At 72.2% G+C, this 26,144-nt stretch carries 16 protein-coding genes, 1 tRNA gene and 1 pseudogene; 7 read left to right on the top strand and 11 right to left on the bottom strand.

All coding sequences use genetic code 11. From position 1 onward, the window contains the following. Positions 1-75: 75 nt before the first annotated feature. Positions 76-597: pseudogene (locus FGW31_RS04320) on the top strand (AAA family ATPase); the annotation flags it as partial. 46 nt (positions 598-643) lie between these two features. Here FGW31_RS04320 and FGW31_RS04325 read toward each other — a convergent pair. The 4 genes from FGW31_RS04325 to FGW31_RS04340 form a co-directional block, all read right to left on the bottom strand. Continuing rightward, positions 644-1,924: a LacI family DNA-binding transcriptional regulator gene (locus tag FGW31_RS04325; RefSeq protein ID WP_142191990.1), complete on the bottom strand. Its 1,281-nt coding sequence runs from the start codon at positions 1,922-1,924 to the stop codon at positions 644-646. A gap of 66 nt (positions 1,925-1,990) precedes the next feature. Continuing rightward, entirely contained in the window at positions 1,991-4,438 is a 2,448-nt protein-coding gene (locus FGW31_RS04330) for a glycoside hydrolase family 3 C-terminal domain-containing protein (protein ID WP_182674458.1), read from the bottom strand. Positions 4,439-4,471: 33 nt separating this feature from the next. Further along, positions 4,472-6,223, bottom strand: coding sequence for a discoidin domain-containing protein (locus FGW31_RS04335; protein WP_142191992.1), 1,752 nt, complete (start codon positions 6,221-6,223; stop codon positions 4,472-4,474). Between the two features lie 201 nt (positions 6,224-6,424). Beyond that, positions 6,425-7,501 (bottom strand): DUF1996 domain-containing protein, encoded by a 1,077-nt coding sequence (locus FGW31_RS04340; protein ID WP_142191993.1) that lies wholly within the window; start codon positions 7,499-7,501, stop codon positions 6,425-6,427. A 255-nt stretch (positions 7,502-7,756) separates the two neighbouring features. Between FGW31_RS04340 and FGW31_RS04345 the strand changes: the two genes are divergently transcribed. Beyond that, positions 7,757-9,556 (top strand): coagulation factor 5/8 type domain-containing protein, encoded by a 1,800-nt coding sequence (locus FGW31_RS04345; RefSeq protein WP_142191994.1) that lies wholly within the window; start codon positions 7,757-7,759, stop codon positions 9,554-9,556. 103 nt (positions 9,557-9,659) lie between these two features. On the opposite strand, the gene fusA is transcribed toward FGW31_RS04345, so the two are convergent. Further along, complete coding sequence (gene fusA, locus FGW31_RS04350) at positions 9,660-11,708, bottom strand: elongation factor G (RefSeq protein ID WP_142191995.1); 2,049 nt, start codon at positions 11,706-11,708, stop codon at positions 9,660-9,662. Between the two features lie 99 nt (positions 11,709-11,807). Next, complete coding sequence (locus tag FGW31_RS35915; RefSeq protein WP_259396323.1) at positions 11,808-11,933, bottom strand: hypothetical protein; 126 nt, start codon at positions 11,931-11,933, stop codon at positions 11,808-11,810. A 299-nt stretch (positions 11,934-12,232) separates the two neighbouring features. Between FGW31_RS35915 and FGW31_RS04355 the strand changes: the two genes are divergently transcribed. Next, positions 12,233-13,645: an MFS transporter gene (locus tag FGW31_RS04355; RefSeq protein ID WP_142191996.1), complete on the top strand. Its 1,413-nt coding sequence runs from the start codon at positions 12,233-12,235 to the stop codon at positions 13,643-13,645. 273 nt (positions 13,646-13,918) lie between these two features. Here FGW31_RS04355 and FGW31_RS04360 read toward each other — a convergent pair. The 4 genes from FGW31_RS04360 to sucC form a co-directional block, all read right to left on the bottom strand. After that, a tRNA-Leu gene (locus FGW31_RS04360) sits at positions 13,919-14,003 on the bottom strand. Positions 14,004-14,334: 331 nt separating this feature from the next. Continuing rightward, a complete protein-coding gene (locus FGW31_RS04365) occupies positions 14,335-15,879 on the bottom strand; it encodes an aldehyde dehydrogenase family protein (RefSeq protein ID WP_142191997.1) in 1,545 nt (514 codons plus the stop codon). 66 nt (positions 15,880-15,945) lie between these two features. Beyond that, a complete protein-coding gene (gene sucD / locus FGW31_RS04370) occupies positions 15,946-16,830 on the bottom strand; it encodes a succinate--CoA ligase subunit alpha (protein ID WP_142191998.1) in 885 nt (294 codons plus the stop codon). Between the two features lie 14 nt (positions 16,831-16,844). Beyond that, positions 16,845-17,975 (bottom strand): ADP-forming succinate--CoA ligase subunit beta, encoded by a 1,131-nt coding sequence (gene sucC / locus FGW31_RS04375; protein WP_142191999.1) that lies wholly within the window; start codon positions 17,973-17,975, stop codon positions 16,845-16,847. 188 nt (positions 17,976-18,163) lie between these two features. On the opposite strand from sucC, the gene FGW31_RS04380 reads away from it, so the two are divergent. The 4 genes from FGW31_RS04380 to FGW31_RS04395 all read left to right on the top strand — a co-directional run bounded on the left by FGW31_RS04380 (position 18,164) and on the right by FGW31_RS04395 (position 24,770). After that, on the top strand, positions 18,164-19,846 hold the full coding sequence (locus tag FGW31_RS04380) for a thiamine pyrophosphate-binding protein (protein ID WP_142192000.1): 1,683 nt from the start codon (positions 18,164-18,166) through the stop codon (positions 19,844-19,846). A gap of 1 nt (position 19,847) precedes the next feature. Then, positions 19,848-21,116, top strand: a complete 1,269-nt coding sequence (gene frc, locus FGW31_RS04385; protein WP_373303387.1) for a formyl-CoA transferase — start codon at positions 19,848-19,850, stop codon at positions 21,114-21,116. A 4-nt stretch (positions 21,117-21,120) separates the two neighbouring features. Beyond that, positions 21,121-23,265, top strand: coding sequence for an acetate--CoA ligase family protein (locus FGW31_RS04390; RefSeq protein WP_142192002.1), 2,145 nt, complete (start codon positions 21,121-21,123; stop codon positions 23,263-23,265). Between the two features lie 119 nt (positions 23,266-23,384). Next, positions 23,385-24,770 (top strand): OFA family MFS transporter, encoded by a 1,386-nt coding sequence (locus tag FGW31_RS04395; protein WP_142192003.1) that lies wholly within the window; start codon positions 23,385-23,387, stop codon positions 24,768-24,770. Positions 24,771-24,896: 126 nt separating this feature from the next. Here the strand turns inward: FGW31_RS04395 and FGW31_RS04400 are convergent, their stop codons facing one another. Then, a complete protein-coding gene (locus tag FGW31_RS04400; RefSeq protein WP_142192004.1) occupies positions 24,897-26,090 on the bottom strand; it encodes a sugar phosphate isomerase/epimerase family protein in 1,194 nt (397 codons plus the stop codon). Between the last annotated feature and the right edge of the window lie 54 nt (positions 26,091-26,144).

Here is a 26,144-nt window from a genome sequence, read left to right on the forward strand (position 1 = left end):
GCCGGGCCGGGCGTGGGGGGCGGCGCTCGGCGGCAGGATGGCGGGGACGGGAGCGACGACGAGAGGGCACGGCGAGTGATCATCTGGCTGAACGGGACGTTCGGCGCCGGCAAGACCACCACCGCACGGGAGCTGACGGCCCGGCTGCCCGGTGCCCGGCTGTTCGACGCGGAGAAGGTGGGCGAGATGCTCTGGCACGTCCTCGGCGTGCCGGAGCGGGACTTCCAGGACTTCCCGCCGTGGCGCGGGCTGGTCGTGGAGAGCGCCCGCCAGGTGCTCGCGTACGTGGGCGGGACCCTGGTGGTGACGCAGACCGTGCTGGTCGAGGAGTACTGGCGGGAGATCCGCACGGGTCTGACGGCCGCGGGCATCCCGGTGCACCACTTCCTCCTGCACACCGACCGGGACACCCTCGTCCGGCGCATCCGGACCGACGTCGAGCCGGAGAGTGTCGCCGCCCGGCAGTGGCGGCTCGACCACCTCGACGCGTACGAGCGGGCGCTGCCGTGGCTGCGCCGTGAGGCCGAGGTCGTCGACACGACCGCCCTCGAACCCGGCCCGGTCGCGGAGTTCGTGCTGTCGCGGGTGCCGAGCGGAGGAGGTCCGGCCCGCCGTCACCACCCGGACCGGAGGCGACGGCGGGCTACGCGGAGTCCCGGACCACCAGCTCCGGATCGAAGATCACCGACGCGGGCTCGCTCAGCCTGCCTCTGATGTGGTCGTCGAGGAGGGCACACATGGTGGCCGCCATGTCCTCCACCGGCTGCCGGACGGTGGTCAGGCGGGGTCGGCAGGTGACGGCCACGCTGGAGTCGTCGAAGCCGACGACCGCCACGTCCTGCGGCACCCGGCGGCCGTGCTCGCGCAGCGCCTGGACCGCACCCTGCGCCATCAGGTCGTTGGCGGTGAACACGCCGTCCAGATAGGGGTGTTCGGCGAGCAGGGACGCCATCGCCGTGATGCCGCTGTCGGCCGTGAAGCCACCCTCGGCCACCGGCACGTGGGCGATGCCGTGCCGGGCCAGGGTGTCCCGGAATCCGGCCAGGCGTTCCTGGCTCGCGGTGACGGCGAGCGGACCGGCGACGGTGACGATCCGGCGGCAGCCGCGCGCCAGCAGGTGCTCGGCGGCGAGCCGGCCGCCCTCGCGGTGGGCGAGGTCGACGTGGCTCAGCGGCACCGGACGGCCGGGCCGGGCGAACAGCACCGCCGGCAGCCGGGCCTCGGCGAGCAGCGCGGGCAGCGGGTCGTCGGGGTGGGTGGACACGACGAGCGCACCGTCCGCACCGCCCTGCCGCAGGTACGTCACGACCTCCTGCCGGGCCTCGGGGGTCTCGGCGAACATCAGCACCGGGTGCATGGAGCGCGGCCGCAGGTGGCCGACGACGCCGCCGACCACGCGGCCGAAGAACGGGTCCGCGAACACGCGCGTGGCGAAGGCGATCTGCTCCCGGTTCGCACGGTCCCTGGCCGGCTGCTCCGGGTCCGGCCGGTCACCGCCCGGCTGCTCCCGGTCCCGCCGCGGCCCCTCCACCGCACGCCCGGCCGTCGAACCCCCGACCGGCCTCGCGACCGCCGTCTCTCCGTCTCCCGCCTCTCCGACCGGCGCCTCGCCGACCGCCCAACGCCCGTCCCCCGCCCCACCGCCGGCTCCCACCCCACTGCCGGCTGCCGCCCCGCTCCCGTCGCCCGCCTCACTGCCGTCCCCCGCGCCGGAGACCACCAGGGCCACCGTCGTGGTGCGCCGGGTGACCAGTTGGCGGGCGGCCTGGTTGGGGGCGTAGCCGGTGCGTTCGATGGCGCGGCGGACCAGGTCCTGGATGGCCGGGTCCACGTTGCGGACGCCGTTGACCACCCTGGAGACGGTGGCCCGCGAGACGCCGGCCTCCCGTGCCACGTCCTCCAGGGTCGGGGCCTGTCTGCTCATGGCGGCACCCTAGCCGGCGGGGCCGCCCGCACGGTAGAGCGCTCTCCCGCCGTCGGCCCGGGGCCGTCACCGCGCCGGAACGACCTCCACGTGCGCCGTCAGCGGCAGGTCGCCCGCCGACCGTCCGGCCAGCACCCGGCAGGGCCCCGGATCCGTGCGCCAGGCGTGTTCCTCCTTTGACCAGTGGCGCAGTGCCCGCGCCGGGATCCGCACCCGTGCCGTCACCGGCTCCCCCGGCCCGGCGTGCACGGCCGCGTACCCGGCGAGCCATCGCGAGGGGCGGTCGACCGGTCCGGGCGGCCGGGCCAGGTACACCTGGACGACCTCCCGGCCCGCCCGCGCACCGGTGTTGCGGACGCGCACGCACACCGTCAGGTCCTCGCCGGCCCGCGTGGCGTCCGGGACGCTCAACTCCTCGTAGTTCCACGTCGTGTAGCCCAGTCCGTGGCCGAACCAGTAGGCAGGGGTGCGGTGTTCGCGCAGCCAGCCGCGGTAGCCGATGTGCAGGCCCTCGTCGTAGACGAGGCGGCCGTCGACCGGGCGGGTGCGGGTGACCGGGGCGTCGGCGAGGGCGGCCGGCCAGGTGGTGGGCAGCCGTCCTCCCGGTTCGGCGCGGCCGAGGAGCACGTCGGCGATCCCTCCCCCGGCCTCCTGCCCGGGGAACCAGGCGAGCAGGACCGCGCCGGCCGCCTCGCGCCACGGCATCTCGACGGGTCCGCCGCTGTTGACCACGACGACCGTGCGCGGGTTGGCGGCGGCGACCGCGTGGACCAGCGCGTCCTGGCCGTCGCCGAGGGCGAGGTCCGTGCGGTCGTGTCCCTCGCACTCACCGTGCTCGGTGGTGCCGACCACCACGACCGCCGCGTCCGCGGCCCGTGCCGCGCGGGCCGCCTCGGCCGTCGACGCGGCGACGTCCGGGGCGGGCGGAGCGGCGCCGACGACGGTGGCGCGGCCGGTGCCGGGCGCCAGTTCGCGGCGGGCCACCAGCAGGGTGTCGCGGCCGGCCGTCAGGCCGGCGGTGACGTACTGGGCGGGCGGGTTGACGTGGACGACCGCCGGGTCGTCGGTGGCCGGCGGGAACACGCCGTCCAGGAGCGGGCGCCCGTCCAGGCTCAGACCCATCCGTCCGAAACCGGCGACGCCGAGCGTCCAGTGGCCACCGGTGCGCGGGCGCAGCAGGGCGCTGATCTCGACGGTGTGGGCACCGGGCACCAGGCGGGGCTCCAGCAGGCGTCCGGTGGTGCGGTGTTCGGCGTACAGTTCGGCGCCGGTGGCGTCCAGCAGGCGCAGCAGCACTCCGGGCCGGCCGGAGCGCGGGTCGGTGCACAGTGCGGTGTCCAGTGGGGGCGGCGGGCCGTCCGGGCGGGGTCCGGGGACGTGGACGACGCGGGCCCGGCCGCGCAGCGCGGCCCGGAGGCCGTCCAGGACGGACACCTCGTGCCGCGGGAAGACGCCCGCGCTGCCGCCGCCCTGGGTGCGGGTGCGGGCGGCGTGCGCGCCGATCACGGCGACCGTGCCGAGGCGGTCGGGGTCCAGGGGCAGCACGTCCCGGTTGCTCAGCAGGACCGCTCCCGCGGCGACCGCCCGCCGGGCCGGCGCGCGCGTGTCGCGGGCGCGCGCCGGGACGGGGGCGGGCGGTGGTGCGTCGCCGAGGGCGCCGCAGCGGGCGGCGAGCCGCAGCAGGCGCCGTGCCTTGTCGTCGACGGCGGCCCCGGGCACGCTGCCGTCGGCCACCGCGTCGGCGAGGGCCTCGCCCCAGGGGCCGTCCGGCCCGGGCATGGCGAGGTCCAGCCCCGCGCGCGCGGTGGGCACGGTGTCGCGCACGGCGCCCCAGTCGGAGACGACGACGCCGTCGAAGCCCCACTCGTCCTTCAGCGGGCCGGTGAGCAGGTCGCTGGCGGTCATGGTGGTGCCGTCGACGGCGTTGTAGCCGGCCATGACCAGCCGCACCCCGGCGGCGACCGCGGCCTCGAAGGGCGCGAGGTACACCTCCCGCAGGGCCCGTTCGCCGACGCGTACGTCGACGGTGAGCCGGTCGGTCTCGGAGTCGTTGGCGACGTAGTGCTTGGCGGTCGCGGCCACCCCGCCCGCCTGGATGCCGCGGATCAGTGCGGCGCCGATGCGGCCGGTCAGTTCGGGGTCCTCGGAGAAGCACTCGAAGTGCCGGCCGCCCAGCGGGGTGCGGTGGAGGTTGAGGGTGGGGGCGAGCAGGACGTGCACGCCCTTGCGCCGTGCCTCGGCGGCGAGGAGGCCACCGAGGCGTTCCACGAGGGCCTCGTCCCAGGTGGCGGCGAGCGCGGTGGCGCACGGCAGCAGCACGGAGGTGCTGCGTTCGTCCCACGACTGGCCGCGTACGCCCGCCGGCCCGTCGGACATCACCAGTTCCCGCAGCCCCACGGCCGGTTCGGCGCGGGTGCGCCAGGTCGTGGCGCCGTGGAGCAGCAGCGCGCGGGCGCGCGGTGTCAGTGTGCCCAGCAGCCGGTCGATGTCGTCCTCGCTCGTCCCCACCCGCATCCTCTCTCGTCCTCGTCCGGTTCCGGTGCGGCGTCAGCTGTAGACGCCGACCTCGTACAGCGAGTAGCCGTAACCGGTGCCGCGTGCCGTGCCGTTGATGCGGACGTAGCGGCCGGTGCCCGTCACCTCGAGGTCGTCGACGCCGCCGTTGCCGTCGGTGACCGTGCGCACCGTCTGCCAGTTCTCCCCGTCGTCGGAGGTCTGCACGGTGTACGCCCTGGCGTACGACGTCTCCCAGTGCAGCTGCACGTGCCGGAACGTGGTGCGGGTGCCGAGGTCGATCCGCAGCCACTGCGGGTCGCTCCAGTCGCTCGCCCAGCGGGTGTTCGGGTTGCCGTCGACGGCGTGGGCGGCGGGGCAGGGGCAGTCGCCGTGGCTCGCCTGGAAGGAGGAGGCCGTGGCCGGCTTGCCCAGGGCGACGTCGGTTCCGTCCACGGCGGGCGGCACGACGCGGGCGGAGACGGTCTCCACGCCGACGTTGCCCCGGCCGTCGGTGGCCTTGACGTACAGCTTCCACACCCCGGGCCGGTCGGGTGCGGTGACCTTCAGGCGTCCGCCGCCCAGGTCGGTGTGCGGCAACGGGGTCAACTGCTTGCTCTGGTCGATGTAGTTGCTGCTGGCGAGCACCTCGTGGGTGACCGGGTCGCCGTCGGGGTCGGTGGCCCGCACGGTGAGCACCAGGTCCTTGCCGGCCTGCACCCGGCCCGCGTCTCCCTCGACGCCGAAGCCGGAGACGACCGGTGGCGTGTTGTCGCCGGAGGTGTCGCCGCCGTACGCCCGCTTCACGGCGTAGTACGACAGCCGCTTCTGGCCCGCCGGGAGGAGGTTGAACCAGATGCCGCCGAAGTCGTACTCGGTGCCGTAGTGGAACAGGGTCGCGCCCAGGGCGACGCCGCGGTGCCCGGTGACGCAGTTCCACGCCTTGGTGTAGCCCTCGGCCTTGGCCCGGTCGGTGGGTTCCTGCGGTACGCCGTTGGTGTCGTCGGGGACCTCCCACTCGCCGGCCGGGCCGGACTCGGTGACGATGTACGGCTTGGTGTAGCCGCCCTGTTCCCACGCGGCGCGCACGTCGCAGACGGCGTTGTAGGCGTTGACGGCGTACAGGTCGAGGTCGGGGGCGTTCTTCCGGTAGTAGGGCCAGGCGCCGACCCAGGCGTCGGTGGAGGTGACCGGGTGGTCGGGGTCGACGGCGTGGATCTTCTTCGTGACGTCGTTGACGAAGGTGGTGTAGGCGTCGCGCTGCCGCTCGAGTTCGTCGCCGCTGTAGCAGTTCTGCAGGCCGAGGACCGACTCGTTGCCCACGTTCCACATCAGGACGCCCGGGTGGTCCCTGTACTCCTCCACCCAGCGCGGGAACTCGGCGAGCATCCGGTCCTTGTACGCCGTGTCCGTCACGTAGTTCACGCAGCCGCCACTGCCGGGTCCGCCGCCGGGCTGGAGCCAGAACCCGGCGATGACCTTGATGCCGTGCGCGGCGGCGGAGTCGAACAGGGGTCTGCTGCTCGCGTCGGTGCCCCAGGTGCGGATGGTGTTGACGCCCATGGACGCCAGGTCGGGCATGTACCGCTCGGCATCGGCGGCCAAGGGGCCCCAGGTGAGGCCCTTGATCTGGTAAGGGCTGCCGTCGACGGTCAGTTGCCAGGCGCCCTGTCCGCCGGTGACCTTCACGGTGCTGCCGGCGGCGGCCGCCTCGTGGGCGGGCAGGGCGGTGAGGGCGCCGGCGGTGAGCAGGGCGGCGGTCAGGGAGGTGGCGATGCCGCGGGCGCGGGGGTGTGGTCGGCTCATGGGGGTCTCCCGGGTGGGGGGTGGGGGGCGGCCCGGCCGGGGCGGGGCAGGGGCGGCCGGGCCGGTCGGTGACGAGTGGCCGGTGGTCAGTGGCCGGTGATCGGCCATCAGTCATCGGTCATCGGTCGCCGGTCGCCGGTCGTCGGTCGTCGGTCGTCGGGCATCAGCGGCCGGTGATCGGTGATCGAATGCGCGGGCGGGTCAGGGCAGTTCGTAGTCCTCGTTCAGGGCCGCCCCGGCCTCCGGGTGGGTCTCGTCGTAGCCGCGCGCGTTGCACTGGAGGCCGCCGACGATGCAGTGGTCGACGAGCGCCTTCAGGGTCGGCTCGTCCCAGGCGTTGAAGAAGTCGTAGTGGAACGAGTAGCTCGCTCCGCTCGCCAGCCGTACCCGGGAGAGGTCACCGTTGACCGGGAAGGCCATCTTGAACTCGATCATCGGCAGGGCGACCGGGTGGCTCGCCGGGCAGATGTCGTTGTTGGTGCCGGGGTTGACCACCGGGTAGGCCATGTGGCTCTGGTGGTCCGGTGTGTCCAGGTGGCGGCCGTCCCAGCAACTCGGCGCCTGGAAACGAATGTTGACCTGGACGTCCGGACGCTCGGGGCAGTCGGCCGGGAAGTCGACGTTGAAGAAGCTGTCGCCGCACTCCCAGCCCTCGACGAAGCCCGGGTGGTCGCGGAACTGCTGGGCGCTCTGCACGGGGCTGCCGACGACGTACCGCAGGCCCGCGGGGAAGGGCCGCACGCTGGTGTAGTCGGTGACGCCGGACTTGTAGTAGATGACCTGCGGGCCCACCGGCAGCACCGGCCGGTCGCCGTCGTACAGGGTCGGCATCCAGTACGCCGACCGGTCGCCGGGAGCGAGACAGGTCGTGGTGCCCGCCCGGAGCGACGCGGTGGTGCTGTGCGCGTCGGTCGTGGTGTTGCCCATGAACGTGTGGTCGTGCGACGCGCCCGGCTGCTGCGGGTACACGATCGGGTCGTCGGGCGCGGTGTGCGTGACGGAGCAGTTGGCCTGGAACTCGTGGAAGTAGCGGCGCGGCGGCTCCTTCGTGGACGGGGTGACGCCGGTGACCGGGGGGTTCGCGGGGATGTAGCCGTCGCCGTCGGGGTCCTCGGGCGACACGGCGGTCGAGGCGGACGCGGCATGGCCGGTGTGCGCGGCCGGGGCGGCAGCGGTGGCGGTGTCGGCGCCTGCCGCGACCGTGCCGACGCCGACCGGGGTCAGCAGTAACGCGACCGCCATCAGGGTGCCGGACAGAACTCGTGATCTCCGTGGCATGGAGACCTCCTGAGAGGATTGGGGGACATCTCGGAGAGCGCTCTCCCACCGACGGAGTGTTGAGCTCGGTACGGGAGGGTGTCAAGGGATCCGGCGCAAGGATCAAGGTGCCCCGCGCTCACACTTGTTGAAGACGTCGCAGGTGAAACTGACGTAACACTTGACGTGTCCAGCACACGGATGAAGCATGCACATCCAGAGAGCGCTCCCACACCCCCACTGCGTTCATGTTCCGAACAAGGAGAGAGCCGCCCCATGCCCACCTCCCCCACGAACTCCGCCACGCCCGAACCCTCCGGCGTACGGCGACGGGCCCTCCTCGGTGCCGCCGCGGCCGCCCCGGTCCTGGCCGGCCTGCACGGGACGGCCTCCGCCGCCCCGTCCGCGGGACGCAAGAAGCCGCGCCGCCTGGAGGCCGGCGGTGATCTCGGCCCCAACGTGATCGTCTTCGACCCGTCCACCCCGGACATCCAGGCCCGGCTGGACGAGATCTTCCGGCAGCAGGAGTCGGCCCAGTTCGGCCCCGGCCGCTACCAACTGCTGTTCAAGCCGGGCACGTACAACGGGCTCAACGCGCAGATCGGCTTCTACACCTCCATCTCCGGCCTCGGCCTGTCCCCCGACGACACCACCATCAACGGTGACGTGACGGTCGACGCCGGCTGGTTCGAGGGCAACGCCACCCAGAACTTCTGGCGTTCGGCGGAGAACCTGGCCCTCGTGCCGGTCAACGGCACCAACCGCTGGGCGGTCGCGCAGGCCGCTCCGTTCCGCCGGATGCACGTCCGCGGCGGCCTCAACCTGGCGCCCGACGGGTACGGCTGGGCGAGCGGCGGCTACATCGCCGACAGCCGCGTCGACGGCACCGTCGGCCCGTACTCGCAGCAGCAGTGGTACACCCGCGACAGCTCGGTCGGCGGCTGGACCAACGGCGTGTGGAACATGGTGTTCTCCGGTGTCGACGGCGCCCCCGCGCAGGGCTTCCCGAACCCGCCGTACACCACCCTCCAGACGACGCCGGTCTCCCGCGAGAAGCCGTTCCTGTACCTCGACGGCGACCAGTACCACGTCTTCCTGCCCGCGCTGCGGACCGACTCCCGCGGCGTCACCTGGGGCAGCGGCACCCCGCGCGGCACCTCCCTGCCGCTGGACCGCTTCTACGTCGCCAAGCCCGGCGACTCGGCGGCCACCCTCAACCAGGCGCTCGAACAGGGCCTCAACCTGCTGCTCACGCCGGGCATCTACCACGTCGACCAGCCGGTCGAGGTGAACCGGCCGGACACGGTCGTCCTCGGTCTGGGCTACGCGACGCTGATCCCCGACAACGGTGTCACCGCGCTGCGCGTCGCCGACGTCGACGGCGTGCGGCTGGCCGCCTTCCTCATCGACGCCGGTCCGGTCAACTCCCCGGTGCTGCTGGAGGTCGGACCGGAGGGCGCCGCCAAGGACCACTCCGCCAACCCCGTCACCGTGCAGGACGTGTTCATCCGGATCGGCGGCGCGGGCCCCGGCAAGGCGACCACCAGCATGGTGATCAACGCCCGGCACACCATCGTCGACCACACCTGGGTCTGGCGTGCCGACCACGGCGACGGCGTCGGCTGGGAGACCAACCGCTGCGACTACGGCGTCGTCGTCAACGGCGACGACGTCCTCGCCACCGGCCTGTTCGTCGAGCACTTCAACAAGTACGACGTGCAGTGGAACGGCGAGCGGGGCCGCACGATCTTCTTCCAGAACGAGAAGGCGTACGACGCCCCCGACCAGGCCGCCATCCAGAACGGCTCGATCAAGGGCTACGCCGCCTACAAGGTCGGCGACCACGTCACCACCCACGAGGGCTGGGGCATGGGCAGTTACTGCTACTACAACGTCAACCCGAGCATCGTGCAGCACCACGGCTTCGCCGCTCCCGAGCGGGACGGGGTGCGCTTCCACAGCCTGTCGGTGGTGTCGCTGAGCGGCAACGGGCAGTACGAGTGCGTCATCAACGACACCGGATCGCCCACGTCGGGCACCGACACCGTGCCGTCCACGGTGGTGTCCTTCCCCTGAGCACGGTGCCGCGGGCACGTCGGGCCGGCGCCGGCGGCCGGACGTGCCCGTGCGGTGCCGGTGGCGGCCCCTCCCGGCCGAGTGCGGGAGGGGCCGCCGTGGTTCACCGCGCGCAGACCTCGGCGGCGGCCGGTGCGTAGCCGGTGGGCCGGGCGGTGAAGGTGCCGCGGCCCTGGGTGCGGCTGCGCAACCGGGTCGCGTAGCCGAACAGTTCGGCCAGCGGAACGGTCGCGGTGACGACCGCCGCGCCCGCCCGCCCGGACGATCCGGTCACCCGGCCGCGCCGCGCGGCGAGATCGCCGAGCACGCCGCCCACCGCGTCCTCCGGCACGGTGACCGTGACCTCGGCGACCGGCTCCAGCAGCACCATCGCGCAGGCCCGCAGGGCGTCCCGCAGCCCGAGCCGGCCGGCGGTGCGGAAGGCGGTGTCCGAGGAGTCCTTTACGTGGGTCGACCCGTCGGTGAGCGTGACCCGCAGCCCGGTCACCGGATGCCCGCCGAGCGGTCCCTCGGCCAGGGCGTCCCGGCAGCCGGCCTCGACCGCGCGGACGTACTCCTGCGGCACGCGCCCGCCGACGACCACCGAGCGGAACTCGAACCCGGACTCCGGCGACGCGAGCGGCTCGACGTCGAGCACGACATGCGCGAACTGGCCCGCGCCGCCGTCCTGTTTGACGTGCCGGAACACGAAGCCGGACACACCGCGGCCGACGGTCTCCCGGTGACTGACCCGGGGCCGGCCGACGTTGACGCCCAGTGCGTGCTCGCGCCGGATCTTCTCCACCGCGACCTCCAGGTGCAGCTCGCCCATGCCGGACAGCACCGTCTGACCGGTCTCGGCGTCGGTGCGCACGACCAGTGAGGGGTCCTCCTCGGCGAGCCGTGCCAGCGCCGCCGCCAGACGCCCGGTGTCGGTGCCCTTCAGTGCCTCGACCGCGACGGAGACGACCGGTTCGGCGGCACCCGGGGGTTCCAGGAGCAGCGGGGCGTCCGGTGCGCACAGGGTGGCGCCGGCGCGGGCGGACTTCAGTCCGACCACGGCGACGATGTCCCCGGCGGTCGCGCGGTCCAGCGGGGCGTGCCGGTCGGCCCGGACCCGCAGGATGCGGCCGATGCGCTCGGCGCGCCGCCCGGTCGCGTCCCACACGGTGTCTCCCTTCTCGATCGTGCCGGAGTAGATGCGGAGGTAGGTCAGGCGCCCGGTCGGTGTGGCGTTCACCTTGAAGGCGAGCGCGGTCAGCGGTGCCGCCGGGTCGGCGGCCCGTTCCTGCTCGCTGCCGTCGTCGCGGGTGCCGCGCACCGGCGGCACGTCGAGCGGCGAGGGCAGGTAGGCGAGCACGGCGTCCAGCAGTGGCTCGATGCCGCGGTTGCGGTAGGCGGAGCCGCACAGGACGACGACGGCGTCACCACCGCGGGTCAGGTCCCGCAGGGCGGAGCCGAGCGTGGCGTCGCCGAGCGAGCCGGTGTCGCAGAACTCCTCCAGGGCGCCCGGGTGGAGTTCGGCGACGGACTCCTCCAGCATCCGGCGCCGCCGTGCAGCCTCCTCGCGCAGGGCGTCCGGCACCGGTGCCGGGTCGGCGGCCTCGCCCGCGTCGCTCCAGGTCAGGGCGCGCATGCGGACGAGGTCGACGACGCCGGTGAAGGTGTCCTGCGCGCCGATCGGCAACTGCACCGCCAGCGGCGCGGGGTGCAGCCGTTCGCGGACGGAGGCGACGGCGGCGTCCAGGTCGGCGCCGGCCCGGTCCATCTTGTTGACGAACGCGATGCGCGGTACGCCGTGCCGGTCGGCCTGCCGCCACACCGACTCGCTCTGCGGTTCCACCCCGGCGACCGCGTCGAACACGGCGACGGCGCCGTCGAGGACGCGCAGGGAGCGCTCCACCTCGTCGGCGAAGTCGACGTGGCCGGGCGTGTCGATGAGGTTGACGCGGTGGCCGTTCCAGGAGCAGCTGACGGCGGCGGCGAAGATGGTGATGCCCCGGTCGCGTTCCTGCGGGTCGTAGTCGGTGACGGTGGTGCCGTCGTGCACCTCGCCGCGCTTGTGCGTGGTGCCGGTGGCGTACAGGATCCGCTCGGTGACGGTGGTCTTGCCGGCGTCGACGTGGGCGAGGATGCCGAGGTTGCGGACGGTGGCAAGCGGGTTGGCGCGCATGGCCCGTGGCCTTTCGGAAGGTGTGGAGAAGGGCGGCGCGATTTCCCCGGCGCACGACGGCGCACGCCCCTGCCCTGCAGGGGGTGCGGGATCGGGTTATCAGGCGTGCGTCGTGGGCATCCGGTGCCGGCCGCGCAGCGGGCACCGGACGGCCCGGGACACCAGGATCACCTCGGAGCGTGCGGACCGGGTCCGGGGAGCGGCGACGGCGGCGTGGTCACGCACGGTCCGACTCCCCCCACTGGTCTCGAAGGCGCGGCCGACTGGCGGGCCGCGCTGCTGCTGGTCGCCGAGTGTAGGCGCGGGCCGGAGGTCGGAGCCAGGCATTTTCTGAGGCCACGTGCCTGCGCGAGACCCTCCACCCTCTTCTCACATTGTGGGATGGAGTTCCTGAGAATTGAGATGTTTGAGATCGTCTGGGTGCCCGCACCGTTCGCGCGGCCTCTCCTGAGTGGGACGCGTGGCGCCTCGCGGGCCGTCGGCGCCCGCCGTCGGCGACCGTTCTCCCCCGGAAAGACCGTGAAATGCCCGCACCAACCACCAGCCCGGCCCCGGCACCCGTCAACTCGCGGTCCCGCGTGCTCATCGCGAGCCTCATCGGCACGACGATCGAGTTCTACGACTTCTACATCTACGCCACCGCCGCGGTCCTGGTCTTCCCCACGCTCTTCTTCCCGAGCAGCGACCCGACCACGGCGCTGCTGTCGTCCTTCGCGGTGTTCGGCGCCGCGATGGTGGCCCGGCCGATCGGCGCCGTCGTCTTCGGACACCTCGGCGACCGGCTCGGACGCAAGGGCACGCTGGTCGCCTCGCTCCTCACCATGGGCATCGCCACGTTCCTCATCGGCGTGCTGCCCACCTACGAGCAGGCCGGCTGGATCGCCACCGCGCTGCTGGTGCTGATGCGGCTGGCGCAGGGCTTCGCGCTCGGCGGCGAGTGGAGCGGCGCGGCCCTGGTCGCCACCGAGAACGCGCCGAGCGACAAGCGGGCCCTGTACGGCACCTTCCCGCAGCTGGGCGCGCCGCTCGGCTTCATCATCGGCAACGGCCTGTTCCTGCTCATCGGCGCGCTGCTGCCGTCCGCGGCGGGCGCCGACCCGTCGCAGCCCTCGCAGGCCTTCCTGGACTGGGGCTGGCGGGTGCCGTTCCTGTTCTCCGCGGTGATGGTGGCGATCGGCCTGTGGGTGCGGATGCGCCTGGTCGAGTCGACGGTCTTCGCCAAGACCCGCGAGGCCGGTCTGGTGCGGAAGCTGCCGCTGGCCACCGTCTTCCGCAGCCACTGGAAGCAGCTGGTCCTCGGCACCTTCTTCATGCTGGCGACGTACGTGCTGTTCTACCTGATGACGACGTTCTCGCTGAGCTACGGCCGGACGCCCGAGGACGCCGCCGTGCCGGGCCTCGGGTACAGCTACACCACCTTCGTCCTGATGATGATCTTCGGTGTGCTGTTCTTCGCCGTGTTCACGCTGGTCTCCGGTCCGCTCGCCGACAAGTACGGCCGGCGCGGCACGCTGATCCTGGTCACCGCCGGCATCCTGGTCTTCGGTCTGGTGTGGGTGCCGCTGATCGGTCTGGGCACGCTGGGCGTGGTGCTGTGGCTGGTGCTCGGCTTCACGCTGATGGGCATGACCTTCGGCCCGATGGGCGCGCTGCTGCCGGAGCTCTTCCCGACGAGCGTGCGCTACACGGGCTCCGGCATCTCGTACAACGTCAGCTCGATCCTCGGCGCGGCCGTCGCCCCGTTCATCGCGGTGGCCCTGTGGGAGGCCGGCGACGGCTCGCCGTGGCTGGTCGGTGTCTATCTGTCGGCGATGGCGCTGCTGACCCTGGTCGCGCTGCTGCTCGGCAAGGAGACGAAGGGCGTCGCGCTCGACGAGGGCGAGACCGCGGACGGCTCCGGCGCGGACGAGAGCGCGACCGCGAAGGCGTCTTCCTGAACCGTCCGGCGTCCCATGGCGGCCCCTTTCCCTCACTCGGGGAAGGGGCCGCGGTGCGTCCCGCGAACGTTGACCGGTGACCGGACGCGGAGGCGGGCGGCGGGCCCGGGGCTCGGAGGCGGGCGGCGGGCCCGAGGCTTGGAGGCGGGCGGCGGGCCCGGGGCGCGGAGGCGGGAGCTGGGCCTGGGGCTCGGAGGCGGGCTGTGGACCTGGGCATACGAAAAGGGCCTCGACGGTGAAGTCGAAGCCCGGTTTCCGTACCACTGCGGTGAGTGTCCGAGGGGGGACTTGAACCCCCACGCCCGATAAAGGGCACTAGCACCTCAAGCTAGCGCGTCTGCCATTCCGCCACCCGGACAAGGTGTTCGCCGCCTTGGCGGGGTGTTCCCCGCGGCGACATGGACAACCATACCAAGCTTTCGCAGTGCCTTTCACCTGCGTTTCCGTGCCCCGGGTGGCGGTCCGGAGCCGGTGGGCTCCGGACCGTCCGGGGGGCACGGTACGTGTCCGGCTGGACACGGAAGGCCGGGCCGGAGCCGGAGGCAAGGGGCCGGACACGGGAAGCCGGGCCGGAGGCCAGGGGACCGGACACGCGAAGCCGGGCCGGAGGCCAGGGTTCCGGGAGGCAGGGACCGGCCGGATGCCGTGTCCGGCCGGATGCCGGGCCGGCCGGACACGGGAAGTGGCGGTCACGGCATGAGGTGGTACTCCGGGAAGTTGCCCGGAAGCCGCTCCCCCGCCGGGCCGCGGGTGACGGCGCGGACCAGTAGTTCGCCGCCGACGAACGCGCCGCGCCAGGACGCGCCGAAGCCGCCGAACAGTTCGTCGCGGTCGCCGCGGGAGCGGGGCACGCCGTGGCCGACCTTGAAGGCGCGGATGTGCGGGGCCAGCCGCTCGTAGGTGGCCCGGTCGTCCGTGGACAGGGTGGCCACCAGGGCGCCGTTGGACGCGTTCATGGCGGCCAGCAGTTCCGCCTCGGTGTCGACCAGGACGATGGTGTCGACCGGGCCGAACGGTTCCGCGTGGTGCAGCGGGGAGGAGCGGGGCGGGTTGAGCAGGGTGACGGGCTGGACGTACGCCGAGGTGTCCTGGCCGGGCAGGAAGCGGGCGTCGGCCGGGGTGCCCCGGTGCAGCGGGACGGCGCCCCGGTCGACGGCCTCGGCGACCTGGTCGTGCAGTTCCTTCGCCTTGGCCGCGTTGATCACCGGGCCGAAGTCCAGGGCCGGGTACGGGTCGTCGGGGTGTTCGACGGCGAGGGGGTGTCCGACGCGGAGCGTGCGGACGGCGGGGAGGTAGGCGGCGAGGAACGCGTCGAAGAGGCTGCGTTGGACGACGAAGCGCGGGTAGGCCGTGCAGCGCTGTTTGCCGTAGTCGAAGAGTTTCGGGATCACCGCGGCGAGCGCGTCCCAGTCGGAGTGGTTCCAGATGCCCCAGGTGTTGAGGCCTTCCTGTTCGAGGATGTGCCGCTTGCCGAGGTCGGCGACCGCGGTGGCGACTGCGGCGCCGGTGTCGCGGCCGCCGACGAAGGAGACGCAGCCGATCTCGGGTGCCCGCACCAGCGCCTCGGACAGTTCGCCTCCGCCGCCGCTGACGAGGGTGACGGGGATGCCCTCGCGGGCGGCGAGCGCCGAGGCCAGGGTGAGGCAGGCGACGCCGCCGTCGGTCGGTGTCTTGGCGATGACCGCGTTGCCCGCCAGTGCCTGTACCAGCATGGCGTGGACCAGCACGCTCATCGGGTAGTTCCAGCTGGCGATGTTGGAGACGGGTCCGTCGAGCGGGGCCCGGCCGTCGAGCATGTCGTCGATGCCGTCGACGTACCAGCGCACGCCGTCGATGGCGCGGTCGACGTCCGCCTGGGCGAGCCGCCAGGGCTTGCCGATCTCCCAGACGAGGAGGAGGGCGAGCAGGTGCCGGTGCTGGGTGAGGGCGTCGAGGGTGGCCGCGACGCGGGCCCGGCGCTCCGGCAGCGGGATGTGCCGCCAGGCGCGGTGCTGGTCGAGCGCGGCGCGCACGGCCTGCCGGGCGGTGGCCCGGTCCAGGCGTGGCGGGCCCGCCACGGGGGTGCCGTCGACGGGGCTGACGGCGGGCAGGGTCCGGCCGTCGGCCTGCCAGGTGGCGTTCCAGAGGTTGAGGACGCGGTCGTCCCGGAAGGCCTCGGGGGCGACGGCGAGGCAGCGCTGCCAGGCGTCGGTCCAGGAGGTGCCGGATTTGTGGGTGAGGGTGGGTGGTGGCATGCGGTCGCTCCGCTCTCGGTGCACGGTCGAGAGACAAGGGGTGCCCGTCAAAGGGGCCGGGTGGGGTCAGCGGCTTGCGTTCAGTACGGCGAGGACCTGTCGTGCCGTCTCCGTGGGCGTGTCGCCGACTCTGACTCCGGCCGCCTCCAGCGCTTCCTTCTTCGCCTGCGCCGTACCGGAGGATCCGGAGACGATCGCGCCGGCGTGGCCCATGGTGCGGCCCTCGGGTGCGGTGAATCCGGCGATGTAGCCGACGACGGGCTTGGTGACGTGGTCGCGGACGTAGGCGGCCGCGCGTTCCTCGGCGTCGCCGCCGATCTCGCCGATGAGGACGATCAGGTCGGTGTCGGGGTCGTCCTGGAAGGCGGCCAGGCAGTCGATGTGGGTGGTGCCGACGACGGGGTCGCCGCCGATGCCGACGCAGGTGGAGAAGCCGGTGTCCCGCAGCTCGTACATGAGTTGGTAGGTGAGGGTGCCGGACTTGGAGACCAGGCCGATGCGGCCGGGCTTGGTGATGTCGGCCGGGATGATGCCGGCGTTGGACTGTCCGGGGCTGATCAGGCCGGGGCAGTTGGGGCCGATGACGCGGGTGCCCCGGGTCCGGGCGTGGGCGATGAAGGCGACGGAGTCGTGGACGGGGATGCCCTCGGTGATGACGACCGCGAGGCCGATGCCGGCGTCGGCGGCCTCGGTGACGGCGTACTTGGCGAAGGCGGGCGGCACGAAGACGACGGTGACGTCGGCTCCCGTCGCGTCCATGCCCTCGGCGACCGAGCCGAAGACGGGCACCCGGCGGTCGTCGAAGTCGACGCTGCGGCCGGCCTTGCGCGGGTTGACGCCGCCGACGACGTCGGTGCCGGCGGCGAGCATCCGCCGGGTGTGCTTCATGCCCTCGCCGCCGGTCATGCCCTGCACGAGGACCTTGCTCTCCTTGGTGAGGTGGATGGCCATGTCGTCCGCTCTCCTCAGGGTGTGGTGGCGAGTCGGGCGGCCCGTTCGGCGGCGCCGTCCATGGTGGTGGCCTGTTCGACGAGCGGGTGCGCGTACGCGTCGAGGACGGCCCGTCCCCGGGCCGCGTTGTTGCCGTCGAGGCGTACGACGAGCGGTTTGGTGAGGCGGACGGTGTCCAGGGCGCGGACGATGCCGTCGGCGACCGCGTCGCAGGCGGTGATGCCGCCGAAGACGTTGACGAGGACGGACTTCACGGACGGGTCGGAGAGGACGACCGACAGGCCGTCCGCCATGACCTGCGCCGAGGCGCCGCCGCCGATGTCGAGGAAGTTGGCGGGGCGGGCTCCGCAGCCGGCGACCACGTCGAGCGTCGACATGACGAGTCCGGCGCCGTTGCCGATGATGCCGACCTCGCCGTCGAGCTTGACGTAGTCGATGCCCTTGGCGGCCGCGGCGGCCTCCAGCGGGTCGTGGTGGGTGCTGTGCCCGGTTCCCCAACGCGCCTGGCGGAAGGTCGCGTTGTCGTCCAGGGTGACCTTGCCGTCGAGGGCCGTGATGCGGCCGTCGCGGGTGCGGGCGAGGGGGTTGACCTCGACGAGCAGGGCGTCCTCCCGGACGAGGACCTCCCACAGCCGGACGAGGACGTCGACGGTCTGCGGTGGCAGTCCGGCGGCCTCGGCGATACGGGCCGCGGTCGCCGAGGTGACGCCCTCGGCCGGGTCGACGGGGACGCGGGCCACGGCCTCGGGGCGGGTCGCGGCGACCTCCTCGATGTCCATGCCGCCCTCGGCGGAGGCGATCGCGAGGAAGCAGCCGGCCGCGCGGTCGAGGACGTAGGAGACGTAGAACTCCTCCTCGATGTCGACGGGCTGGGCCAGCATCACCGTGCCGACCGTGTGGCCCTTGATGTCCATGCCGAGGATCCGGCGTGCCGTCAGTTCCGCCGCGGCCGGGTCGGCGGCGAGCCCGACGCCGCCCGCCTTGCCGCGGCCGCCGGTCCTGACCTGGGCTTTGACGACGACGCGGCCGCCGAGCCGGCGGGCGATCTCGCGGGCCTGCCGGGGCGAGTCGGTGACCTCGGCCCGCGGCACCACGATGCCGTGTTCCTCGAAGAGTTCCCTTGCCTGGTGTTCGTACAGGTCCATCTCGGCTCCTGTCTGGAAGTCGCCGGAAGGTCCGCGAGTGGCCGGAGTCCGACGACCGAAAATGCCGCGCACCCCCTGGACACCACCCATCGGATGCGGGATAACAAGCTTCATACAGTATTCGTCGACTGTATGCAATGTACTGCGAAAGCGTTCCCCGCCCCCTAGGAAGGGACAAGGACTTCGCCATGCCCGACGACACCCAGGACGTCATCTCCGGCGGTCACCTCGTCGCCAAGGCCCTCAAGGCCGAGGGCGTCGACCGCATCTACACGCTGTGCGGCGGCCACATCATCGACATCTACGACGGCTGCGTCGACGAGGGCATCGAGGTCGTCGACGTACGGCACGAACAGGTGGCCGCCCATGCCGCCGACGGTTACGCGCGGGTCACCGGCAAGCCCGGCTGCGCGGTCGTCACCGCGGGACCGGGGACGACCGACGCCGTCACCGGCGTCGCCAACGCCTTCCGCGCGGAGTCCCCGATGCTGCTGATCGGCGGTCAGGGGGCGCTGACGCAGCACAAGATGGGGTCGCTGCAGGACCTGCCGCACGTCGACATGATGAACCCCATCACCAAGTTCGCGGCGAGCGTGCCGGACACGGCGCGCGCGGCGGACATGGTGTCGATGGCGTTCCGCGAGTGCTACCACGGCGCCCCGGGACCCTCCTTCCTGGAGATCCCGCGCGACGTGCTCGACGCGAAGGTGCCCGTGTCCAGGGCGCGCGTGCCGCAGCAGGGCGCCTACCGGGCCTCCACCCGCTCGCCCGGCGACCCCGAGGCGATCGAGAAGCTCGCCGACCTGCTGGTGCACGCCGAGAAGCCGGCGATCCTGCTCGGCAGCCAGGTGTGGACGACCCGCGGCACCGAGGCGGCCATCGAGCTGGTGCGCACCCTCGACGTCCCCGCGTACATGAACGGCGCGGGACGCGGCACGCTGCCGCCCGGCGACCCGCACCACTTCCAGCTGTCGCGCCGGTACGCCTTCTCGGGCGCCGACGTCATCGTGATCGTCGGTACGCCCTTCGACTTCCGCATGGGCTACGGCAAGCGGCTCTCCCCCGACGCGACCGTCGTGCAGATCGACCTCGACTACCGCACCGTCGGCAAGAACCGCGACATCGACCTCGGCATCGTCGGCGACGCCGGGCTGGTGCTGAAGTCGGTGACCGAGGCGGCCTCCGGGCGGGTCAACGGCGGCGCGTCCCGGCGCAAGGAGTGGCTGGACGAGCTGCGCGCGGCCGAGCAGACCGCGCTGGAGAAGCGGCTGCCGCAGCTCAGGTCGGACGCCTCACCGATCCACCCGTACCGGCTGGTCAGCGAGATCAACGACTTCCTCACCGAGGACTCGATCTACATCGGCGACGGCGGCGACATCGTCACCTTCTCCGGGCAGGTCGTGCAGCCCAAGTCGCCGGGCCACTGGATGGACCCGGGACCGCTCGGCACCCTCGGCGTCGGTATCCCCTTCGTGCTGGCCGCCAAGCAGGCACGGCCCGACAAGGAGGTCGTCGCGCTCTTCGGCGACGGCGCCTTCTCGCTCACCGGCTGGGACTTCGAGACCCTGGTCCGCTACGACCTGCCGTTCGTCGGCATCGTCGGCAACAACTCCTCGATGAACCAGATCCGTTACGGCCAGGCCGCCAAGTACGGCAAGGAGCGCGAACGGGTCGGCAACACCCTCGGCGACGTCCGGTACGACGAGTTCGCGCGGATGCTGGGCGGTCACGGCGAGGAGGTCCGCGACCCCGCCGACATCGGCCCCGCGCTGCGCCGCGCCCGCGAATCCGGCAAGCCGTCGCTGATCAACGTCTGGGTGGACCCCGACGCGTACGCCCCCGGAACCATGAACCAGACCATGTACAAGTGAGGTGACCTGGGTGACCACCGAGACCGCCACGAACACGCGCACCGCCAAGGCACTTGAGGGCATCCGCGTCCTGGACATGACGCATGTCCAGTCCGGTCCCTCCGCGACCCAGCTGCTGGCCTGGCTCGGCGCGGACGTCGTCAAGCTGGAGGCGCCGACCGGCGACATCACGCGCAAGCAGCTGCGCGACCTGCCGGACGTCGACTCGCTCTACTTCACGATGCTCAACTGCAACAAGCGCAGCATCACCCTCAACACCAAGACAGACCGCGGCAAGGAGATCCTCACCGAGCTGATCCGGCGTTCGGACGTCATGGTCGAGAACTTCGGTCCCGGCGCGGTCGACCGGATGGGCTTCACCTGGGACCGCATCCAGGAGATCAATCCACGGATCGTCTACGCCTCCATCAAGGGGTTCGGCGAGGGCCCGTACACCAACTTCAAGGCGTACGAGGTCGTCGCGCAGGCCATGGGCGGGTCGATGTCGACCACCGGCTTCGAGGACGGGCCGCCGCTGGCGACGGGCGCCCAGATCGGGGACTCGGGCACGGGTGTGCACGCGGTGGCCGGCATTCTCGCCGCCCTCTTCCAGCGGGAGCGCACCGGGCGCGGGCAGCGGGTGAACGTGGCCATGCAGCACGCGGTGCTCAACCTCTGCCGGGTGAAGCTGCGCGACCAGCAGCGCCTGACCCATGGCCCACTCGCCGAATATCCCAACGAGGACTTCGGCGACGAGGTTCCCCGGTCCGGGAACGCCTCCGGCGGCGGCCAGCCCGGCTGGGCCGTCCAGTGCGCGCCGGGCGGCCCGAACGACTACGTGTACGTCATCGTGCAGCCCGTCGGCTGGAAGCCGATCAGCGAACTCATCGGCCGGCCCGAGCTGGCCGACGACCCGGAGTGGGCGACGCCGGAGGCGCGGCTGCCCAAGCTGAACAAGATGTTCCAGCTGATCGAGGAGTGGTCCTCGACGCTGCCCAAGTGGGAGGTGCTGGAGCGGCTGAACGCGCACAACATCCCGTGCGGGCCGATCCTGTCCACCAAGGAGATCATCGAGGACTCCTCGCTGGTCGCCAACGAGATGGTGGTCACCGTCCCGCATCCCGAGCGCGGTGAGTTCGTCACCGTCGGCAGCCCGCTGAAGCTCTCCGACTCGCCCGTGGACGTGACCGCCTCCCCGCTGCTCGGCGAGCACAACGAAGAGGTCTACGTCGGCGAACTCGGCCTCGGGGACGAGGAGCTGCGCCTGCTCAAGTCGAACGGAGTGATCTGACGTGATGGCCGAGGACCGCACGCTCAGGGTGCGCGCGCTGCTGGACGCGGTGCGCGCCGAGGGGCGGACCGCCCTGACCGCGCCCGAGGGCAAGGTGATCGCCGACGCGTACGGAATCGCCGTACCGGGCGAGGAGTTGGCGACCGACGTCGACGAGGCCGTGGCGTGCGCGGCGCGGTTCGGCGGGCCCGTCGTGATGAAGATCGTGTCGCCGGACATCCTGCACAAGACCGACGCCGGTGGTGTGGTCGTCGGCGTGGAGGGCGCCGGGGAGGTACGGGCGGCGTTCTGCCGGATCGTGGAGAACGCGCGGGCCTACGCACCGCAGGCGCGCATCGACGGTGTGCAGGTGCAGGAGCTGCTGCCGAAGGGGCAGGAGGTCATCGTCGGCGCGGTGACCGACCCGACGTTCGGGAAGGTGGTGGCGTTCGGGCTCGGCGGGGTGCTGGTCGAGGTGCTGAAGGACGTCACGTTCCGGCTGGCGCCGGTGGACGCCGACGAGGCGCTGTCGATGCTGGACTCCGTCCGGGCGGCCGAGGTCCTGCGGGGTGTGCGCGGGCAGCGGGGCGTGGACCGGTGGGCACTCGCCGAGCAGATCCGCCGTGTGTCGCAACTCGTCGCGGACTTCCCGGAGATCGCCGACGTGGACCTCAACCCGGTGATCGCGACGGCGGACGGAGCCGTCGCGGCCGACATCCGCGTGATCCTCTCCACGGAGAAGAGAAAGGAGCGGCGCCGCTACGCGCGCGAGGAGATCCTCGCCTCCATGCGACGGCTGATGCAGCCGCGTTCGGTCGCGGTGATCGGCGCGTCGAACGAGACCGGCAAGATCGGCAACTCGGTGATGCGCAACCTCCTCGACGGCGGCTTCGCCGGGGAGATCCACCCGGTGAACCCCAAGGCCGATGACATTCTGGGCCGCAAGGCGTACAAGAGTGTCACCGACGTTCCCGGTGAGGTGGATGTGGCGGTCTTCGCGATACCCGCCAGGTTCGTGGCCTCGGCGCTCGAGGAGGTGGGGCGCAAGCGGATCCCGAACGCCGTGCTCATTCCCTCCGGGTTCGCGGAGACCGGTGAGCACGAACTCCAGGCGGAGATCGTGGAGATCGCCGAGCGGCACGGCACCCGGTTGCTGGGACCCAACATCTACGGCTACTACTCGACGTGGCAGGACCTGTGCGCCACGTTCTGCACGCCCTACGACGTCAAGGGCGGGGTGGCGCTGACCAGTCAGTCGGGCGGCATCGGGATGGCGATCCTGGGGTTCGCGCGGACCACGAAGACGGGTGTCTCGGCGATCGTCGGGCTGGGCAACAAGTCGGACCTGGACGAGGACGACCTGCTGACCTGGTTCGGCGAGGACCCGCACACCGAGTGCATCGCGATGCACCTGGAGGACCTCAAGGACGGCCGCGCCTTCGTCGAGGCCGCGCGGGCGACCGTGCCGAAGAAGCCGGTCGTGGTGCTGAAGGCGGGGCGTACGGCGGCGGGTGCGAAGGCCGCCGGCTCGCACACCGGCGCCCTGGCCGGCGACGACGCCGTGTACGACGACATCCTCAGGCAGGCCGGCGTCATCCGGGCGCCGGGGCTGAACGACATGCTGGAGTACGCGCGTGCGCTGCCGGTGCTGCCCACCCCGCAGGGCGACAACGTCGTGATCATCACCGGGGCGGGCGGCAGCGGGGTGCTGCTGTCGGACGCGGTGACGGACAACGGGCTGTCGCTGATGGAGATCCCGGCCGACCTGGACGCGGCGTTCCGGGAGTTCATCCCGCCGTTCGGGGCCGCGGGCAATCCGGTGGACATCACCGGCGGGGAGCCGCCGTCGACGTACGAGGCGACGATCCGGCTCGGGCTGGAGGACCCGCGGATCCACGCGCTGGTGCTCGGCTACTGGCACACGATCGTCACGCCGCCCATGGTGTTCGCCGAACTCACCGCGCGCGTGGTGGCCGAGTTCCGCGAGCGGGGGATCGCCAAGCCGGTGGTGGCGTCGCTGGCCGGTGACGTGGAGGTCGAGGAGGCGTGCCAGTACCTCTTCGAACGCGGTGTCGTGGCGTACCCGTACACGACCGAGAAGCCGGTGGCCGTGCTCGGCGCGAAGTACCGCTGGGCGCGCTCGGCCGGGCTGATGGGGGGCGGTTCATGAGGTGAGCGACCGGGGGCCGGGCGGCGGTGCGCGCCGGCCGGCCCCGGGACCCGAGCGCGCACGAAAGGCATTGGACAGGGGGCGCTGGCCAGAACTTTCGACGCAAGGGGTGCAACAACGTGACAACCACTGACGTTACACGGGTCGCCGCCTATCGGGAGGTGACCGACAAGAACGGACGCGTCTACCGCGTCGGTGAGTCCGACATCGACATCATGGGGCGCAAGCGCAAGTGGATGGTGATCCTGCCCTGGATCGGCATGATGGGCATCTCCTCCGCCGAGTACGCGTTCGCGTCCGCCGAGGACACGCTCCACGAGGCGCACCACTGGTCCAGCGGCAGCATCTACTGGATGATGACCGTCTGGGTGTTCTGCCAGGCCGCGGTCGCTTTTCCGGCGGGACGGCTGCGTGAGAACGGCAAGCTGCCGGCGCGCTGGGCGATGATGCTGGGCTCGCTCGGCACGCTGCTCGGCTATCTGTCGCTGGCGTTCGCGCCGCATGTCGTGGTCGCCTTCATCGGGTTCGGCATGTTCAGCGGCATGGGCGCGGGCATGGTGTACGCCACCTGCGTCAACATGGTCGGCAAGTGGTACCCGGAGCGCCGGGGCGGCAAGACCGGCTTCGTCAACGGCGGTTTCGCCTACGGCTCGGTGCCGTTCGTCTTCATCTTCCACGGCTACATGGACGGCTCCAACTTCCGCTGGGTGCTGGTCTCGGCGGGCGTCTTCCTCGCCGCGACGGTGGCCGTCGCCGGCTTCTACTTCCGGGACCCGCCGAAGAACTGGTGGCCGGCGTCCGTCGACCCGCTGAACCCGCCGGACGACCCGCGGGCCCGGCGTTCGCTGGCGAAGAACCCGCCGGCCGTCAAGCAGTACTCCCCGATGGAGGCCTGGAGGACCGGCCGGGTGGCGCTGATGTGGTTCTGTCTCGCCTGCACCTCCGGCGTGAACATCTTCGGCATCGCCTTCCAGGTCGACATCGGTGAGGAAGCGGGTTTCGCGGCCGGGATCGTGGCCACGGCGATGTCGCTGAAGGCGATCGTCAACGGCACCGGGCGCGGCGTCATCGGCTGGCTCTCCGACCTCTACGGCCGCAAGCAGTGCCTGCTCTACGTGTGCGCCATCCTGGGCCTCGCCCAGTTCGGCATCATCTGGGCGGCCGAGATCAAGAACCTGCCGCTGTTCCTGGTCTTCTCCGCCGTCTCCGGCTTCGGCGGCGGTGCCATCTTCCCGATGTTCGCGGCGCTGACGGCGGACTACTTCGGCGAGAACAACAACGCCACCAACTACGGGATGGTCTACAGCTCCAAGCTGGTCTCCGGTCTGGGCGCGGGCATGGGTTCCGTGGTCGTCGGCGCCTGGGGCTACAACGGCGCCTTCAGCCTGGCGGGCTCCATCTCGATCTTCGCCGGCTTCATGGCCCTGTTCCTGCACCCGCCGGGGCGGTCGAGGACCAAGCGCATCACTCCCAACCCCCAGCCGCTCGGCGACGAGACGACCTGACCCCGCGAACCCGGGCGCCGCACACCGTCCCTGCCGTCGAACCACCGCACCACGAGCTTCCCTGGCACGGACCGGGCGGCCCCTCCCGCACCCCGCGGGAAAGGGCCGCCCGGTCCGTGGTAGGGGTCAGTGGCGCCGCTTGCGCAGGGCCGCCAGGTTGTCGTAGCTGATCTTGGCCTCGCGCAGCGACTGCGCGGGGTCGGTGGCGCTCGGGGAGTTGTCGTCCTCGATCATCGGGTTGTGGTAGTTGCGCTGCCCGACGCGTGAGAAGAACGTCGTGTAGTCGATGACGCCGGTTCCGAAGGGCACCATCTCGTAGCCCATGCCGTTGGTGGTGCTGACGACGCCGTCCTTGGCGTGGAACAGCGGGTAGCGCCGGTTGTTGCGGAAGACCAGACCGGCCGGGTCGAAGACGTTCTCGCGGGTGGAGCCGTCGTGCGCCGTGTACGTGCGGAACTTGTACTGGGCGACGTGCGCCCAGAAGATGTCCATCTCCAGCCAGACGAGCTTCGGGTCGGTGACCTCCAGGAAGTACTCCAGCTTGCGGATGCCGGAGCTGCGGGTGGGCCGGCCCTGGTCGTCCAGGGGGCCGCCGTCGAGCAGGAAGCCGTAGGCGCCGTCGTGGTTGTGGGTGTAGAGCTTGATGCCCGCGCTCCGGGCGATCGCGCCCATGGCGTTCCACTTCTCCGCGGCCCTGTCCCAGTCCTCGCGGTAGGAGCTGCCGGTGGGGTCGCCGCCGGTGCCCATGTGCGCCATGCCGAGGATGTTGGCGATCTCCAGGTGCTTCTTGAAGGTGTCCAGGTCCGCCGTGGTCAGCGGCCAGGACGGCGGGATGAAGCCGTGGTTGCCCTGTGCGCGCAGCCCGTACTCGTCGAGCCAGGAGCGCAGCAGCTTGGCGCCCTCGACGGTCTCCAGGTCGGCGCCGCCGGGCGCGTTCGCGTGCTGGCGGTAGCCGGCGAACTCCACCTGGCTGTAGCCGTGCCGGGCCAGCTGCTTGAACACCTCGCGGAAGCCGGAGGGCAGGTCGGTGGCGAGCGGGTCGCGGCCGGTGGCGTCGCGCACGGTGTAGAGGATGATGCCGCGCTTGTGCGGAGGGACCAGCACCTGGCCGCCGCGCTCGTGGTCGTGGTCTCTGCCCTGTTCCTGGGCCAGGGCGGGCGGGGCGCCGAAGACGGGGGCCGCGACGGCCCCGGCCGCGACGGCGGTGCAGGTGCTGAGGAAGCGGCGCCGGTTCACGCCGAGGGTGCGGCGCAGTCCCTCGTCCGGGGCGGCGGAGGCGGTGGCCGCCTCGGTGCGGGAGGGGTCGGAGAACAGGGTCACGGGTGCCTGCCTTCTCGGTCGTGGCGGGTTCCGGTGGCGCCGGGACCGGCCGTT

It is taken from the genome of Streptomyces calvus (assembly GCF_006782915.1).
Classification (GTDB): Bacteria; Actinomycetota; Actinomycetes; order Streptomycetales; family Streptomycetaceae; genus Streptomyces; species Streptomyces calvus.

What these genes read in the sequence shown, in the direction of transcription:
- FGW31_RS04325 (WP_142191990.1), bottom strand. Translation starts at nt 1,924, where the DNA reads ATGAGCAGACAGGCCCCGACCCTGGAGGACGTGGCACGGGAGGCCGGC.
- FGW31_RS04330 (WP_182674458.1), bottom strand. Translation starts at nt 4,438, where the DNA reads ATGCGGGTGGGGACGAGCGAGGACGACATCGACCGGCTGCTGGGCACA.
- FGW31_RS04335 (WP_142191992.1), bottom strand. Translation starts at nt 6,223, where the DNA reads ATGAGCCGACCACACCCCCGCGCCCGCGGCATCGCCACCTCCCTGACC.
- FGW31_RS04340 (WP_142191993.1), bottom strand. Translation starts at nt 7,501, where the DNA reads ATGCCACGGAGATCACGAGTTCTGTCCGGCACCCTGATGGCGGTCGCG.
- FGW31_RS04345 (WP_142191994.1), top strand. Translation starts at nt 7,757, where the DNA reads ATGCCCACCTCCCCCACGAACTCCGCCACGCCCGAACCCTCCGGCGTA.
- fusA (WP_142191995.1), bottom strand. Translation starts at nt 11,708, where the DNA reads ATGCGCGCCAACCCGCTTGCCACCGTCCGCAACCTCGGCATCCTCGCC.
- FGW31_RS04355 (WP_142191996.1), top strand. Translation starts at nt 12,233, where the DNA reads ATGCCCGCACCAACCACCAGCCCGGCCCCGGCACCCGTCAACTCGCGG.
- FGW31_RS04365 (WP_142191997.1), bottom strand. Translation starts at nt 15,879, where the DNA reads ATGCCACCACCCACCCTCACCCACAAATCCGGCACCTCCTGGACCGAC.
- sucD (WP_142191998.1), bottom strand. Translation starts at nt 16,830, where the DNA reads ATGGCCATCCACCTCACCAAGGAGAGCAAGGTCCTCGTGCAGGGCATG.
- sucC (WP_142191999.1), bottom strand. Translation starts at nt 17,975, where the DNA reads ATGGACCTGTACGAACACCAGGCAAGGGAACTCTTCGAGGAACACGGC.
- FGW31_RS04380 (WP_142192000.1), top strand. Translation starts at nt 18,164, where the DNA reads ATGCCCGACGACACCCAGGACGTCATCTCCGGCGGTCACCTCGTCGCC.
- FGW31_RS04390 (WP_142192002.1), top strand. Translation starts at nt 21,121, where the DNA reads ATGGCCGAGGACCGCACGCTCAGGGTGCGCGCGCTGCTGGACGCGGTG.